Annotated in this window: 10 protein-coding genes; all 10 read right to left on the reverse strand. The window is 44.9% G+C overall.

Annotated elements, in window-relative coordinates; genetic code table 11:
• Window positions 1–41 precede the first annotated feature (41 nt).
• Window positions 42–770, reverse strand: a complete 729-nt coding sequence (locus RB622_RS03605; protein WP_308045260.1) for a phosphoadenylyl-sulfate reductase — start codon at window positions 768–770, stop codon at window positions 42–44.
• A gap of 151 nt (window positions 771–921) precedes the next feature.
• On the reverse strand, window positions 922–2,109 hold the full coding sequence (locus tag RB622_RS03610) for an aminotransferase class I/II-fold pyridoxal phosphate-dependent enzyme (RefSeq protein WP_308045144.1): 1,188 nt from the start codon (window positions 2,107–2,109) through the stop codon (window positions 922–924).
• A 135-nt stretch (window positions 2,110–2,244) separates the two neighbouring features.
• Window positions 2,245–3,423, reverse strand: coding sequence for a sulfite exporter TauE/SafE family protein (locus tag RB622_RS03615; RefSeq protein ID WP_308045145.1), 1,179 nt, complete (start codon window positions 3,421–3,423; stop codon window positions 2,245–2,247).
• Window positions 3,424–3,592: 169 nt separating this feature from the next.
• Window positions 3,593–5,869 (reverse strand): FAD-dependent oxidoreductase, encoded by a 2,277-nt coding sequence (locus RB622_RS03620; protein WP_308045146.1) that lies wholly within the window; start codon window positions 5,867–5,869, stop codon window positions 3,593–3,595.
• A 67-nt stretch (window positions 5,870–5,936) separates the two neighbouring features.
• Window positions 5,937–7,967 carry a glycoside hydrolase family 2 TIM barrel-domain containing protein gene (locus RB622_RS03625; RefSeq protein WP_308045147.1) on the reverse strand — a complete coding sequence of 677 codons (2,031 nt, stop codon included), beginning with the start codon at window positions 7,965–7,967 and terminating at the stop codon, window positions 5,937–5,939.
• A 19-nt stretch (window positions 7,968–7,986) separates the two neighbouring features.
• Complete coding sequence (locus RB622_RS03630) at window positions 7,987–9,702, reverse strand: sodium:solute symporter family protein (protein ID WP_308045148.1); 1,716 nt, start codon at window positions 9,700–9,702, stop codon at window positions 7,987–7,989.
• A gap of 46 nt (window positions 9,703–9,748) precedes the next feature.
• The gene (locus RB622_RS03635; RefSeq protein ID WP_308045149.1) at window positions 9,749–10,615 is read right to left on the reverse strand and encodes an alpha/beta hydrolase; all 867 of its coding nucleotides are present in this window, start codon (window positions 10,613–10,615) and stop codon (window positions 9,749–9,751) included.
• A gap of 34 nt (window positions 10,616–10,649) precedes the next feature.
• Entirely contained in the window at window positions 10,650–13,223 is a 2,574-nt protein-coding gene (locus tag RB622_RS03640) for a glycerophosphoryl diester phosphodiesterase (RefSeq protein WP_308045150.1), read from the reverse strand.
• A gap of 123 nt (window positions 13,224–13,346) precedes the next feature.
• Complete coding sequence (locus RB622_RS03645) at window positions 13,347–15,146, reverse strand: FAD-dependent oxidoreductase (RefSeq protein WP_308045151.1); 1,800 nt, start codon at window positions 15,144–15,146, stop codon at window positions 13,347–13,349.
• A gap of 243 nt (window positions 15,147–15,389) precedes the next feature.
• The gene (locus tag RB622_RS03650; protein ID WP_308045152.1) at window positions 15,390–16,421 is read right to left on the reverse strand and encodes a hypothetical protein; all 1,032 of its coding nucleotides are present in this window, start codon (window positions 16,419–16,421) and stop codon (window positions 15,390–15,392) included.
• Window positions 16,422–16,429 lie beyond the last annotated feature (8 nt).

The following is a 16,429-nucleotide window of genomic DNA, read 5'->3' on the forward strand; positions in this document are numbered from 1 at the left end:
TAATACTTCTTCTTTATTTACGTAGCATTGGGATGCTTATATTACTTCGCGTGCAAACCGCATTCTTTTTTCGATTCATCTTCCCACCACCAGCGTCCGGCGCGGAAATCCTCACCTTCCTGAATGGCACGGGTACAAGGTGCGCAACCGATACTTACAAAACCTTTATCGTGAAGTGGATTGTAAGGAATGCCGTTGGATTTTACATAGCTTTTCACGTCTTCGAAAGTCCAGTCCAGAATCGGATGGAACTTGATCAGATCATGCGCCTCGTCCGCTTCCAGCTTATGCATGGACTGACGATTTCCCGACTGCTCTGCCCGGATACCCGTAACCCAGATTTTAGCACCTTTCAAAGCGCGGTTCAAAGGTTCCACTTTACGGATAAAGCAGCATTCCTTTCTGTTTTCAACGGACTCGTAGAAACTCAAAGGTCCTTTGGTACTTATTAACTCTTCTGCCGCGGCGGTCTGAGGATAATACACTTTTATTTTGGTGTCATACCGGTTGTTTGTTTTTTGAAGCGTCATGTACGTTTCATTAAACATTCTGCCGGTATCCAAAGTAAAGATACTGATATTCAGATTGTTCTTTAAAATAAAATCTGTGATAACCTGATCTTCATAACCCAGACTGGTAGAAAATACTACCTGGCCGGGAAACAAATCAGCTAAAATAGCCAGTGACTCGGTTTCGTTTTTGCCTTCAAGGGCGGCGGTTAATGCGTTTATGTTTTCGTTCATGGTGGTTCGCCTGGTATTGTTACACAGAGGATTTTAGAGTTAAAAGGGGGGGACACAAAGGTTTTTTGTTTCTCTCTGTTTCTCCTATTTTCTCTGTGGAACTCTGTGTCATCTTTTTTATTTTAAATATTCCACTTTCAACAATTTTAGCCTAAAACCTTCATATTCAATTTGATTTTTACTCCAATATACCATTTTTGACCGATACTTCCACGGCATTCGTGAAATCCTCGATCAGGTCTTCGATATCTTCCAAACCAACAGACACCCGGATTAATCCTTCTGTAATGCCCAGCGCCAGTTTTTCATCCACTTTCAGTTTTGCATGTGTCGTTGTGAACGGATTGGTAACAATTGTCCTTGTATCCCCCAGATTGGAAGACAGTGAAGCTATTTCCAGTGCTTCCATAAAGGCAGAAACACGTTCAAAACCACCTTCCAGTTCAATGGTCACAATCGCACCACCTGCTTTCATTTGCGCTTTTGCAAGTTCGTGCTGTGGATGAGATGCTAAAAACGGATACTTAACCAGTTTTACATCCGGATGTTTATCCAATGCTGTTGCCAAAGCCAGTGCGTTTGAGCAATGTTTGTCCATTCGCAAATGCAATGTTTCAAGGCTTTTACTCAAAACCCAGGCGTTAAACGGAGACATTGAAGGTCCCGTGTGGCGGCAGAAAAAGCGAACATGTTTAATGTATTCTTCTTTTCCAACGACGATGCCACCCAAAACGCGGCCTTGCCCGTCCATATATTTTGTAGCCGAATGCACGACCAGATCCGCTCCGAAATCAACTGGATTTTGCAAAGCAGGAGAAGCAAAACAGTTATCTACGTTAAAAATCAAATTATGTTTTTTGCAAAGTCTGCCAATCATTTCAAGGTCAACAAGATCCAGACCGGGATTTGAAGGCGTTTCCAGATATATCATGCGCGTGTTTGGCAACACGGCTGCTTCCCAGTCCGCTTCACTCGCGTCCGCGTCAAGGTAGGTATAGGTGATTCCCCATTTGCTGATAATCTGGGTGATGATCTGATGTGCAGAGCCAAATAACGCGCGACTTGCCAGAATGTGGTCGCCGCTTTTTAGCAAAGCAGCCATACTCGCAAAAACCGCAGCCATACCCGTAGCCGTAGCAACGCCATCCTCGCAGTCTTCAAGCACACAAACCTTGTCTATGAATTCCTGCACTGATGGGTTTGAAAAACGACTGTAAATATTTCCTTCTTCCGTTTCTTCAAACAATGCTTTTCCCTGCTCAGCGCTTTCAAAAGTGAAGCTGCTGGTCAAAAATAACGGTGTAGAATGCTCACGGTACTGTGTTTTCTTCGTTTGGGTACGTATTGCTTTGGTCTGCTTTTTCATAGATCGCTAGGTATTGGCTATTAGCTGTTAGCGTTTAGCTTGTAATAAATATTTCATGAGCGTATAGAAACGCTCTTTTTTTCTTTAAATTCTAAGTTTTCGGGTCTAAAACTAACCGCCAATCGCTATTGGCTATCAGCTAAAAACCACCATATATATTATCCTCAAACTCACGATGATGACGATGGTTCCGACCATGATCATCATGGTCTTTATCGGTAATTTTCGCGATAATGTCGCCGCAATCGGTGCTGCCACCATTCCGCCTAAAATCAATCCTAAAACGACCTGCCAATGCGAAAATCCGATTAGTGTGATAAAAGTTACGGAACTTGCCAGCGATACAAAAAACTCTGCCAGGTTCACCGAGCCGATCGTATATTTTGGGTGTCTTCCTCTTGCGATCAGCGTAGAGGTAACAATAGGCCCCCAGCCGCCGCCGCCGATTGAATCCAGCGTTCCGCCGGCAAAAGCAAGTAGGCCGATTTTCCGGATCGGACGTTTTTCAATACGTTTCTTTAACGCTTTCTGAATGATAAGAATTCCCAGAATCAAGGTGTAAACGGCTACCAGCGGTTTGATGATGTAAATATATTGTTCCAGGGATGTCAGCAGGTATGCACCTGAAATCGCCCCAATGACGCCAGGAACGAGTATTTTCTTGAATAATTTACTGTTAACATTCCCGAATTTAAGGTGCATATAACCGGAAACACCACTTGTGAATATTTCCGAAGCATGCACACTCGCGCTCACTGCCGAGGGAGGAACGCCGATGGTTAAAAGAAATGTAGCCGAGGTAACGCCATAAGCCATGCCTAATGCGCCATCGATCATTTGCGCAACAAATCCGCCGAGGATGTAGTAGAAGAAACTCTCGTTTAATTCCAGATCATCCCAAAGAACCGAAAGGCGGTCGTAAGTAATGTATGTAAAAACCAGATGGCCGACAATCATCAGGGCAACCGCTGCAAAGACGTTAACCGCAATTTCTGTACGGCTTCTCTTGCGTAAAGTCGCTGCCCATACCTTATCCTGAATGGTATCCCAGGAAAATGAGGATTTTGTATTATTTTTAGTTGGCTCTGAAGTAGCGTTTTGCTGTTCAGCCTTTTGTGGGGTTTTATTAAAACGTGAATCGGATTCTTCCGGCAAATCAGGCAGGAAAACAATTTTCCCCTGTTCCTTTGCCAGTGCAGCCAAACGACGATCTTCCTCAGGATCACCACTTGCAATGTATGCGACCTGCAGGGATTCCCAGTGAGTAGGTTCCTTAATTTCTGATGAGGGCAATGATTCTGATGCGTCCTTCAAAGTCTATCTAGTATAGTATTATGATAGAGTAAAATATTAATAAAATAGCAAACTAATGTTTGCTATTGGAGGTACAAATTTAGTATCAAAATATTATCTTTCAAAGAATAAAAAAAGGCGGACCCGAAGATCCGCCTTTTTAAAACGATTACAGATTAGTTAAATCGACTTAGTAACACCGGATTTCAAAGAGCGAAACAGGCGTATTATTGTCGGCATTAGCCAGCTCAATTTTCAGGTTTTGCGTCAAAACAGCTTCGCTGAATGTGATTGTTCTGCGGTTTTGGTGATTATCGTCGAGTGATCCGATGCGCTCGTTTTTATCATTGTAAATCTTTACATCGGTAACGCAAAAGGGCATTGTTGTTTCCGGATGCAGGAAAATTACATTTTCCATCGGATGGTCATAGTCCGCATCAAAGACCAGCTCCAGGGAGGAAATTTTGGTTTGTTCAGTCCACCGGATATGAATTTCCGGTGTATTTTCGTCATAATCTGCGACCCAGGCATTCGGGCTGGCGATGGGGCGTTGTAAACCGTTTCTAATATTTTCCGGCTCAAAAAGATTTATCGGATCGTTTAATTTCATCGCGATATTTCTTCCCTCCGGCCTGCGCTGCGGGCACCAGAACTCAAAAGTATCCACGCCAATATCTTCCGTCGGCTCTTGTTTTCCGTAATTGGAAACCGCAGGATTGGTCGCGTTGAAAACCGTCACGATACCTGAAATCCTTTTTTCACTGTATTGAATTTTAACATTCTCATTTTTCATAAAACAAATGAAAGCGTAACATGCCTCGTCAAATTCGGCATCCCAATCCAGTGTGATTTCCTGTTGTCCTTTGGTAAGCGAAATGTTTTTTGTTTGCAGCGTGATGTCCGGGGTGTGGTTATATGCCTTGCTGCTTTTTCGCAATTCGACGGTTAAATTGGTGGCTTCAATGACATCCAGCGAAACTGTGGCCGACGGCATTTTTCCAGCCAAAACCGGTAACATCTGTCCAACCGAATGTACGATAGGTGACCAGTGATCAGACCCCGGGATTTCTTTTAGCTTTAATGTTGAACTCGCCTGAATACTAATTGCCTTTTGAACGAGATCCGCGTCATCTGATAATTTCAGATGCGGGATATACTGACCGGACTTGATCAGTTCCCGCTGCAATTCATCCAGATGAAGTGTTCCGACCTCTCTCGGTGAAATACCATATTTTTTCGCCAATGACGCCGCAATAGCCACAGCCTGTCCACCATGTGCGCTCGTAGCCATCACCCGGGTGGAAGCAAAAGCTACGTGGGTAGTGCTGATGATACGTCCGGCGATGAACAGGTTATTGATGTTTTTGCTGTAATAACTGCGGTAAGGAATGCTGAAAACACCCTTTCCATGCCATTGATTGCAACCCGCCTGATCACTGTAAATCCCGTCGGCAGGGTGCAGGTCAATGCTCCATCCACCAAATGAGACGGTATCGTCGAATTGTTTTTGTTCAATAATATCCTGCTGTCTGAGCATGTAATCGCCTTCAAACCGGCGACTTTCACGTTTTCCGGGAATCGTACCGACCCATTCGAGTGTCATGGTTTCGGCCTCAGGGAACAATCCCGAGTTTTTGATGTAATTCCAGGCACCGTAAACCACTTTCCAAAGTTCCCACTTAATGGTTTCGGTATCATGAACGGTGTCCAGCCGCCCTCCATATTCCAGCCACCACAACCGGCACCCAAAATCTTTCGGATTGAATGTTTTGTAACGCGGGATCTGGGTGATATCCTGCAAAGCGAAGGAAGGTGGAGTAAATTTCACCGGCCGGCCGACATCTTTCGAATAGAAATACATCGAATGGCCCAGCAATTCGCCATAAGCCTTGTCGGGCGCAAATTTTTCACCGAATTCTTCCTGTGATTCTGCACCCATCCGGAATGCAGCCCCGGCCAAAAACGCAACAATGCCATCGCCGGAAGCATCACAAAACAGAGGCGCGCTTAACTGATATTGCGTACTGTTCTGGCTGCAAAAGGCATGAACGGCAGAAATCGTATCTTCCGCGGACTTATCAAGATCAAAAACAGCGGTGTTTAACAACAAAGTAATGTTTTTTTCTTCCACGACTTTTTCGAGCAGAACGGTGTCGAAGATCAGTGGATTTCCATCAGGATTACGATGAATATTTTCCAGCATAATTTCATTGATCACACCGCCTTCCCGCGCCCAGCGGTTATTATTGCCCATATGGGAAGTGGCGCCCAAAACCCATAACCGGACTTCGCTGGATGCATTGCCACCCAAAACCGGCCTGTCTTGTACAACAATAACTTTCATGCCTGTCCGCGCCGCGGTGATTGCTGCGCAGGTTCCCGTCAATCCACCTCCAACGATTATTAAATCTGCTTCAAGCGATATGGTTTTTGGTGTTCTTTTGTAGATGAATTCTTCTTTTATCATGATTAAATGGCGTTGGGATGGAAAATTCGATGCTCTTAACCTCCCATCTTTTACATAATGGCTCAGATTATTTCAGTTCTATTTCTTTAATTCCAGCAGAATAGCCGGTCGGTTTCATGATCGTTACTGATATTTTTTTCTCAAAACCAGTCACCGGAATGTTGATTTCTTTGCTTTCACCCGGATTTAAATCGGGGATAGAAAAAGTGGAATGCGCTGTTTTCAAGGCATAACCTTTTACGTCATATGCGGGGAAATCACTGCGTCCCGTGACTTTCAGTATCAATTGATGCTGGCCCGGAGTAACTGTTTTGAAACTTACTTTTTCAATTAAAACCGGTGACATTTCTTCTTCATAGGCTTTGTAAGCCGGTCTTAAGGAACGGTCCGGACCGACGATTCCCCATGGCCGGTATCCGTTTGGATTTGTGCCGTGATAGCGGCTTTGGTAATCATTGTAAGTCCACCAGGAAGTACCGATTACGTAGGGCCTCTTTCTGACTTCGGCCAAAACGTCCCGGACATGCTGGGCTTGTGCAGCTTCCCCGCCGTTGTTATCCGCTCTTATTCCCCATTCACTGATCAGGATTGGTTTTTCGGGATAAATTTTATGGATATGGTCAAGTGCCTTGGCATGATTCCCATAGGTATTGGTTGATATGAAATCCACATACTGACTGGCCTCGTCTTCCGGTTTTTCCGGGAAAGTGTTGAGGAACATGGTGGCAAAAGTGTATAATCGGGTAGGGTCCAACTGACGTGCACTGATGATCATATCCTTTGTCCAGCGCAGTCCGGATGCTGATTTAGATTCATACTCGTTGCCAACGCTGTAAGCAATGATACTCGGGTGATTCCAGTCACGTTCAGCCATTTCACGGAATTGTGAACGGAATTTCGTGCGCATGCTGTCATTATCCATTTGCCGGGGTGTGAGCTGCCAGTTCCCGGCTTCGGAAATAATCAGCATCCCATATTTGTCGGCCAGCTCGTAAAAATATTCCGAAGGCGTGTAATGCGTTAACCGCTGAAACTCCATTCCGGCCTCTTTCATCAGCTTGAAATCTTTCTCTATCAGCCAATCCGGTTCCATTGAACCCAGGCCAGGATAATCCACAACCCGATTTCCGCCACCCAGACGAAGCGATTTTCCATTCAGAAACAACTGCGTATTTTTTATCTCAACTTTCCGGATTCCGAAATTGGACGCAATCGTATCCTGACCCACGGATGCAGTTAAATGATAAAGATTTGGATCATCCAGATTCCAGAGTTTTACCTGTGCCGCGGAAAGGTTTGTTTCGGCTTCGATGATACCGCTCTGACCGGCCGGAATGCTAACCGGTTTTATCTTCCAGTTTAAGGCAACGGCCTTGTCTTTAAACTGAACGGTATAACCTGATTTCGGAGAAACGGTCTGTTTTGAAGCATTTTTAATGCGTAGTTTCGTACTTAATGTCGCGGTTCCTTTGGTTAGATCCGGCACACTTTCAATTTTGATATTATCCGCATAAACTTCCGGCTCGATTGTCAGGTAAACCGGACGGATCAGACCGCCATAATTCATCCAGCCCATAAAGGACGCATTGGGTTTATTGATGTCCTTCGCACCCGGGATCGTGCCGGTTTTCCATGTATCGTTGTTGACTGAAACGGCCAGCAGATTGTCGCCCTCTTTCAAGAAATCGGTGATGTCAAAGCTGAACGGAGTATAGCCACCTTCGTGAAAACCAACTTTCTGCTCATTCAGCCAGATATTGGTTTTGTAGTAAGAGGCGTCAAAATGAAGAATAACGCGTTTGCCTGAAGTGGTTTTCCATGGGAAAGCCTTTCTATACCAGACTGTTCCTGTGAAAAACTGAAATCTGGGATCCGCAGAAAAACAATGCGGAACGGTTACTTTATCAAATCTGCCATTTTCCTCGGCTTTGGTCGCAAACCATTTTCCAGCCTGTCCCATTTCTGCCGGATCGAGTGTAAATGACCATTCGCCGTGAAGTGGAATTGCGTTCGGTTGACTGATTTTGTATTGGGCAAAAGAGGGTTTTATCAGTATACCTAATAAGGCCAGCACTAAATATAATTTACGCAATGTCATGATTTTGTGTTGGTTATAATTAAGGATGAAGTATGGTGTCTTCGGCTGCTACATCGACAATCACTTTTTTGGAAGCACGCCAGGGAATGATGGATGCAAGCAGAATGGCAAAGGCAATGGCTGCCGTAAGCATGGAACCTTTTGTTGTTAAGGCACTTAATGCGAAAAGTAAAACAGCGGTAAAGGCCAGCGCGCCGGCGATAACCTGCAATCCAAAACGGTTTTGCCTTCTCACTTCTGTTTTTTCTTCTTCCGAGCTATCCAGATAGTCAAACTTTCTTTGCGCCATGACGGCCTGATAAACGTCATACTCGGAGCTTGTTGCAGATTTTCGGGAGGCAAGCCATTCGTTAATCAATAAGAAAATCAAAGGAAGACCGATGCCCAGGAGCATTTCCTCGGACCGGCTTAGTTTTAAACCAGATGTTAACGGCAGAATGATTTTGAAAAGTAAATTGACGGATAACGTAGAGCCTGTTATCCAGAGCGTCGCTTTGCCGGTCAGCCTTTTTGAAAATAATGCCCAAAGTCCAGGTGCCAATAGGGGACCTCCCGTTACTGCGCCGATGCTCAGAACGACTTCAACAATACCACCGGCGGCTGGTACGAGCAGCGCGATAATGATCATGCCGATTCCAAAAACCAGAGAAGATAAGCGGGCAATCGACATCAGTTTTTTGTCGGATGCGCCCGGATTGATCATGCCCTTATAAATATCATTGGTAAAAACGGCTGACACGACATTTAAAGTGGTGTTGGCTGAGGCCGAAGTGGAAAAGTACATGCCGGTTAACATCAATCCCATTAAACCCGGCGGAAGGACCAGCTGGCAAATCTGTAAATAAGCATTTTCCGTATCCAGACCTTGCAAGGATGGGTTGATGGTCCGGTAAATCATCGGAGGAAGCATCCAGATAATCGGGCTGATCAGGTATAATCCTGCGAAAAGGAAAGAAACTTTTCGGGCGGATTTTCCGCTATCGACGCTGGTATAACGCTGAACAAAAGTCCAGTTGCCGCCGATGTAACAGATGTGATAAAGCGTAAAAGCGAGAATAAAACCAAAAGTATATTCGCCGTTCAGCAAATCAAAAAAGCCGTCGGGTGCCTTGGTCGTAACCGTTTCCCAGCCACCGGCTGCATTCAGGGATAGGGGTAAAATGATAAAAACGGCCGCCGTCAGGATGACAAATTGAAGGATATCCGTTACCATAACCGCCCATAATCCGCCGACAGCCGTGTAAGCGATCATCATAATGCCCAGAACAATGGTGCTCGGAACGAGTGGAAAACCAAGGGATACGCTCACCAACTTGGCGACGGGGTACAAAACCGAGCCTTTGATGAACAAGGAAACGAGCGTGAAAATGTAGATGAATGTTTTTTGTACTTTCAATCCAAGCCGCTCTTTTACAAATTCTGCCGCAGTAAGCGCGCCGGTTGCCTTCCATTTTGGTGCCAGCCACACGCCTGTAATTAACGCACCAATACACATGGTCCATTGAATGGTAACCGAAACCCAGCCATATTTATAGGCGATCGCCCCCCAGGCCACAAAGGTTCCTGCGGAGAAAAAACTCATAAAAAGAGACAACCCGCCGATAAACCAGGGCACAGATTCTCCGCCGGCGAAGAAAGATTTCATGTTCCGGCCGGTACGGACGAAAAGCATGCCGATAAACAAAACAAAGGCCGAAAAGATAAATATGACGGCGGTATCAATGGGTGAATTCATAGGTTGGGTTTTGTACTTTTTACTTGTTCAATAAATCAGTCGGTTTTTAATTAATCCGTTTGTTTCCGGCTACTTCTTTAAGAAACGACAATACTTTTTCCAATACATTGGCCTGAGAAAAAACAGAGCCGGCATGGGCTGCTTCCGGTAAAATCAGAATATCATTTTTGACTCCCGTAACTTGCAGCAGATTGGTAAAAAGCTGTCCCAGCCAAAGAGGGGAGGTTTGATCTTTGGCCCCATGGATGGTTAAGGTCGGCGGATCGTTTTTGTCGATATAAGTCGTGGCACTTGCCCATTTTGCCAGATCAGGACGTTTTAGGGATGAAGCACCGAGGAGTTTGGATATTATGGAATCATCCGCGTCAACATCGAAAGACAGCCCGTTTCCATGCAATACATAAAGATCCGTGACGCCATAGTAATTGATGACAGCCTGAAAACGTACCGGGTTATTTTTAATTGAAAAAGGATAAAATTCCTGCCGGTTATTGTTATTGCTCATACCGATCAATGCTGCCAGATGTCCGCCTGCGGATGCTCCCGCAAGGATAAAGCGGGAAGTATCCAGATGATATTGCGACGCATTTTTCCATAACAAGGCAATGGCTGCGTTGCAATCCCTGATCTGCGCCGGGAAAATGGTATCCCGGGTAAAACGATAATCCACACTGGCAATGGCATACCCGTGCGCTACCAGTCCATCCACATGCATATTTTTCTTGGTACCATTATTCCAACCTCCGCCGTGTATCCAGACGATAACCGGCACAGGTTTTGAAGCATTTTCAGGAATGTATAAATCAAAAGTCTGCCTGATATTTGCTGTGCCGTACCTGATATTCTTGATCAGTTTTGCACCTGGAATTGATAATGTGTCCGCCCCCTGAGCAAAACTTTTGCTCAGGGTCATGACTATCAAAAACAGTATGAAACCAGTTCTCATTTTATTGAAGGGTTACTTCTAAAACCTGCATACCGAAACCCGGCAGTTGCAGTTTTGTTTCGGTTAATAACTTTCCGGACGCGAGGTTTTTGATCGATTTTATTTTTGATCCCGTTTTGAGTTTTTCACTGTTTAAGGACAAATTAAAGGATACAGGCTGCGTGTTGTTGTTTAACAGCATGACAAAATAGGCATCGCCTGACTCCGATTTTGCCAGCAAAGGATCGATGGAGGCGCTGCCGGTTTCAGCAAATCCTTCACGGATTACCAGACTTGCTTTGGTGCCATAAATGGTGCCGGGTTCAAAGCCATAGGTTTGGTGCGGGCCAACTTTTGGGGTGACAAAACCGCGGGGGAAACTTACTTTTCCAGCGGATCTCAATGCGGCTTCGGAAAGTAAATAATCCGTGATCCATCCGACCTGCCACCATGCATGATGGGGATAGGGGCCTGCACCTCTGTTCATGGCCTGCCAGTAATAGGATGCCACACTGGTTTTCAGATCCACGAAAGCATCTCGTCCAATCGCGGCGGATCTTGCCAGATCGGCGAAAATTTGTTCACCCGTGATGCCATAGATTCTGATAAACAATCCGGCGTGGCTGGCCATTTGAATTGGACCGTGACGCGTTGCAGAACCAAATATTCCGCCATGCTCGAAGCTCAGACCGGCCTGACTTATTTCCCAGTCTTCTCTTTCAACGCCATTAACAATCTTGATTTTTTTAGATGGAATCGGATGGGTATAAATAGAACCTACGTAGATTTTGGCAGAGGTGATCGCTGCCGACTGATATCTTTTGTCTTTGGTAATGTCAAAAAGATCAAGCAAAGCCTGGGCCGACTGACCGGTTGCAAAGTCTGGCGCGTAACGGGCATCACCGCAAACACCTAAAAAAGCGCCGGTCTCCACTGCGTTTTTGATGAACCAGTCCGCACCTTTTTGCGCTGCTTTTAAGTACTTTTCATCTTTCAGAACTCGGTAAGCAACCAGCAAACCGTAAAATGTCGGACGAACATCTTTGATATCTTTAAAAAGTTCTTCATCTGTTTTTCGGTCATAGGCGACGGCAAAACTTCCGTCTGGTTTTTGCCAGCTCAACAGTTTTTCTGCACCCAATGTCAGCCTTTCTTTCAGTTCCTTGTTGGCAGGTTCAAAAAGGAGCATGTTGCCAATATCCAGCATCACATAGTACGTCAGTCCGATGGGTTCAACAACGGAGCCCCATTCTTCCACAAACTTTTTGCTTTTGGCAAGATAATATTGTCCTTCAATGGCGCCTTTGAAAAAACCCTCATCCGTCATTTGCTGGACCAGTTTGAAGTTTTCAGCAGGTGGAAGCACTTTTTGTGTTAATTCAGGATCTTTGGTTGCATGGGCCAGCATCCACATCGCGCCATAGTCTGAATTTTTCATCGCATCTTTATTCGAACCGACAACACCACCCATGTAAGACTGCGCCCCGATTTGTTTCCCTTTGTATTCTTCAATATTCCAAAGTGAAGTTTTCGGGTCGATGAGATAATGGTGCATTTTTTCAATACGATCCGTCAGAGATTGTTTGCTCTGACGAAGCGCCAAACCTTCCTTGAAATTGTACACATCATAAATAGCATGGTTAAGCGCCTGAAACCAGTCGCCTGAAACCAGGCTGAAACGAAAACCATAACTGATTTCCTGACCAGCTTCCCGTTCTGATTTTTCCTCTCCCAAAACCGGATAGTAAAGTGTTGGTGATAACTGTGATTTACGGTTCATGTGTGACAGACCAATAAACCAGTCTGTTTGTGTGATTTTATCTTTTGCCCAGGGATCGCGCGCCAAACCGGGTTCCGGAATAATGGATAACGTGATTCCGCTTTTTGTGCTCACCAGCGGGCTTAAAGTACTGGCGCAGCGTTCGCGGTAAATGACGGGGCGACTAGGAATTCCATGGCCGTAAGCATAAGCGAGCGCGAAATTTTCCTGCATGAAATTACCCTGAAAATAACCAGGCACGGAAACCCAGGCCATTTTATCCACCGGTAATGCGGCCAGGGTTGGAGAAGCCAGTGAGAAAAATCCTTTCTTTTTCGGCGTTATGGTTTGCTTTACCTGAATATCGTTGCTAAACTTCTCGTCCAGTTTCCAGTCCGCCGTGATGGTCGCAACCTCTGTCTCGTGACTAAACTGAATGTGTCTGCTGTCAATCAATTTGGCCGTAGTCGGGAAAAAATGATAGGCTTTTCCGGCCGTGTTTAGCGAAACAGCCGTCGTGCTTTCTTTCCATTGCAGCTGTTGATAGTGATAGGCATCTTCGGGAAATTTACCACCTGTAATCTTATCGAAAGTTTCAGCCGATTCAACCGAGGGTTTTGTTTCGGTAAACAGTAAAGTGTATTCGCCGGAAGGGGTAAGGTCATTTACCCATTTTCCATTTTTGTTAACGGCAACTTTTTGGATACGATAGCCTTCCGCAGATTTTTGCCAGACGATCTGTATGTTTTTATTGCCAAGCGTTATGACTTTCGAAGATTGTCCGAGCGTATTTAACGTGAAAAACAAGCAGGAAAAAAGGGTCAGGTAATATCTCATTTCAAATGGGTTATAATGCTTTTGATTAATTTTTTATGCCATCGCCGTCGACGATGGCATACACTGGGATCCATGTTTTATCCTTTACAAAGAATTTCCCAGGCAATCTCTACCATATCATTTTTATGGCTGAGGTGCAACCGTTTCCCCTTTCAGGATCGCCATTAATTCGGGTAAATGATCCTGATAAACACCCCTTGGCGTTGTTTTATATTTTGCCGTCAGATAGGCCGCAAAACCAACTACTTCGCCCATCATCCCGCAAGTACGCATCACTCGCGTACTTCCGAAGGCCACGTGTGTAGTGCTGATGTTTCGGCCTGCGACGAAAAGATTCTGGATATTTTTGGAATAAAGACAGCGGTATGGAATGGTGTAAGGTGCTACTTTGATGTGTTTTGTACCGGCAAAGAATTCCTGACCTTCGAAATATTTACTGTTTTTGGCGTCCGGAAAATGTAAATCAATGGTCCAGGTTGCCGTCACCGAACCATCAGGATATTGCTTTCCTTCCTGGATATCCATTTGGTTGAGAATATGATCGCCTATGATGCGTCTCGATTCTCTTTTTCCCCCGATGTATGCAACCCAGGCTAGTTCGTGCTTGGCATATTTCTGAGCTTTGTGATTTTTAAGGTATGACCAGTTTCCATAAATGGCACGCAGGTTATGATCCCGTATTTTTTCGGCGTCGGTGATCGTGTTAAAGTTTCCAAAACCGGTTTCCCATTCCCAGTCTGCCTTGCTGTTGTCGATATGGTATTCATCCGAAAATTGCAGCGCCCAAGGTGTTTCAGGAAACTTGGAAACGGTATCTCGTGGAAGAGAAGCCCAAAGATTGGAAGTTCCCAGTGTGAAATCATCAGCCTTTTCGGCTGCCAGCGATTCGCCTGTTTCCGCTTTGCTTTCCCGTCCCATACGGAATTCAGCGCCGACTAAGTAGCCGATCGTTCCGTCGCCGGTGCAGTCAGAAAAGAAAGATCCCTCGAAGCGGGTTTCCTTATTGGTTGCAATATCCCGTCCCACAACCGCAGTAATGATATCGTTTTGTTTTTCAACTTTATAAACATGTGTATTCAGGAAAAGCGATATGTTTTTCTCGCCTTTTACGATCGAAGTTTTTCTGGCATCACCATACTCCTTGGCGTCCGGGTTACCATTGCCCGGATCACCATTATCCATTTCTCTCACGATTCGTCCTAATTTCGGATAATGGTTTTTATCCACATCGCCCATTAAATGCACACGGATTTCGGAACTGTTATTTCCTCCCAGAACAGGACGATCCTGAATGAGGGCAACTTTCAGCCCCATTCTGGAAGCTGAAATGGCGGCACAGGTTCCGGCAATTCCACCGCCCACCACAACCATATCGAAATGTCCGGCGGCAACCGGCGCATCGGTCAGTTTTAAAAGTTTTTTACGAAAAGCGGTTAATTCATCCAGTTTGTTTGGCGGGGTGAATTTTGGTGCGTCGGTAAAAAGAATCGCATCGCAACGGCCATTAAATCCGGTCAGATCTTTAATCGACAGTCTGACCTGATCATTTTTGATTTCTGTTTCGCCTGCATCATACCACTTCCATTCATCCGAGCCGCTTTCTCCAAAAATCTGATTGATCGGGCTTCCGTCAATAGAAACCTGGAATTTTCCGGGACCTTTTGGAAAAGGAGCCCAGTCTTTGGTTCGTACCCAGACATGGTATTTACCTTTTTTGGGAAATTTTACGGTGGTTGCGGCGTCTTTGACGGGGCGTCCCATGCCGTGCGCCATCAGGTATGACGAACCCATGACGACGAAAGACTGCTGGTCGATAACCCAGCCGCCTTTGTCTTCGAAAGATTCGGTTTCAACAAAAACATGGTTTTGCGCCGATAGCTGCAAGGTGGTTAATAGAAGGATTATAGTGAAGTAGTTTTTCATCTGCATTTTGGTTTGGCCCTCTGCCAAGGCATTGGGTTAAGTTAATCACTTTGTACTGGTCCTCATGGCTAAAGCCCTGGATTGAGGGGATCGCTTGTACCCAAGGTTAAAACCTTGGGTTAATTGTGTTTCCCGATGCGAATACCTTGGGTTAACTACACTTTCCTGATGCACAAACAGGCTAGTCCTGTATTAACCCAAGGCTTTGGCCCTGGGTGCGCCGGGTCTCTCTTCCTCCAGACTTTAGTCATCAGTATTTTTTGTCAGTATTTCCCTGCTTTTCTCAGTTAGTTTGGTCTGTTTTTTCAGGATAGCAAGTTTTAGTTTCCGTTGTTCGTCATTGGACTGTTCAATATCCTTAGCTATTTTTTCGGATAAGGTCTGGTTTAAAGGAATCGCCGATAGTTTTTTCAGAATCGCGATCTGCATCGGATAGGATGATGACTGATATACCTCCCAGAGCCAGTTTTGTTTTTGCGGTTTGACGAAGAATCCTTCACCAACTTTTTGCAAGGCTGTCCGTGCCGTAAAAAGATTTTTGCCTGTGATCACTTTTTCAATATCCCGCTCAAAAGACTTATGGACCTTGCCTTCCTTGTCAATCACTTTTTCCATTGCCCAATACTGGTAGTGAAAATTATTATCAGCCAGGAAGGAGTGAAGCATCTGATCGTTTTTATAAGATTCGGTGATTTTCAGCATTTCCGGAACGACCTTTCCATAGGCGATTTTCCATAAAGTAAAACAGGTATAAACGGCGCCATCAATCACTTCATTTTTGATGGTTTTCAAAGTCGCACCGGTTTTGGCATCCACAGAGTCGGACAGGTTATCGGTACCTTTGGCGATCAGGTCTTCCATTTCGAGATCGGCGAAAATGGAATTTTGTTTGGCCAGAATATCCTGTAATTTTTCGTAATCTTCCTGCTTAAACTCGTCATGATCGATCTTTGTCAAAACTTTCCCTTCCGGCAGATCATATCGTTCATAATTCCCCAGAAGATCCCAGTAAAAATTGATATGAACCGGCTTACATTCATTCGTGTAGCAAACCGGTGTGAAAATATTCCGGAAGAAATATAATGGCCTTCCGGAATCATCGAGTTTTAACTTCAAAGTATAGTTAAGCGTATCATTTTCAACAATCTTAAACGCCCGGATATTTTCTTTTCTTTGTGTTCCTACATTTTGGTCTGTTGCAACATCATACCCTTCCTTTTTCTCTGTAAAAGAAAAAAAAGGAATAAGTATCAGAAGAAGAAAAAAGCGGTTCATGATTGAGG

The organism is Dyadobacter sp. LHD-138 (assembly GCF_030929615.1).
In the GTDB taxonomy this organism is placed as follows: Bacteria; Bacteroidota; Bacteroidia; order Cytophagales; family Spirosomataceae; genus Dyadobacter.

What these genes read in the sequence shown, in the direction of transcription:
- RB622_RS03640 (WP_308045150.1), bottom strand. Translation starts at nt 13,223, where the DNA reads ATGAGATATTACCTGACCCTTTTTTCCTGCTTGTTTTTCACGTTAAAT.
- RB622_RS03635 (WP_308045149.1), bottom strand. Translation starts at nt 10,615, where the DNA reads ATGACCCTGAGCAAAAGTTTTGCTCAGGGGGCGGACACATTATCAATT.
- RB622_RS03610 (WP_308045144.1), bottom strand. Translation starts at nt 2,109, where the DNA reads ATGAAAAAGCAGACCAAAGCAATACGTACCCAAACGAAGAAAACACAG.
- RB622_RS03650 (WP_308045152.1), bottom strand. Translation starts at nt 16,421, where the DNA reads ATGAACCGCTTTTTTCTTCTTCTGATACTTATTCCTTTTTTTTCTTTT.
- RB622_RS03625 (WP_308045147.1), bottom strand. Translation starts at nt 7,967, where the DNA reads ATGACATTGCGTAAATTATATTTAGTGCTGGCCTTATTAGGTATACTG.
- RB622_RS03645 (WP_308045151.1), bottom strand. Translation starts at nt 15,146, where the DNA reads ATGAAAAACTACTTCACTATAATCCTTCTATTAACCACCTTGCAGCTA.
- RB622_RS03620 (WP_308045146.1), bottom strand. Translation starts at nt 5,869, where the DNA reads ATGATAAAAGAAGAATTCATCTACAAAAGAACACCAAAAACCATATCG.
- RB622_RS03630 (WP_308045148.1), bottom strand. Translation starts at nt 9,702, where the DNA reads ATGAATTCACCCATTGATACCGCCGTCATATTTATCTTTTCGGCCTTT.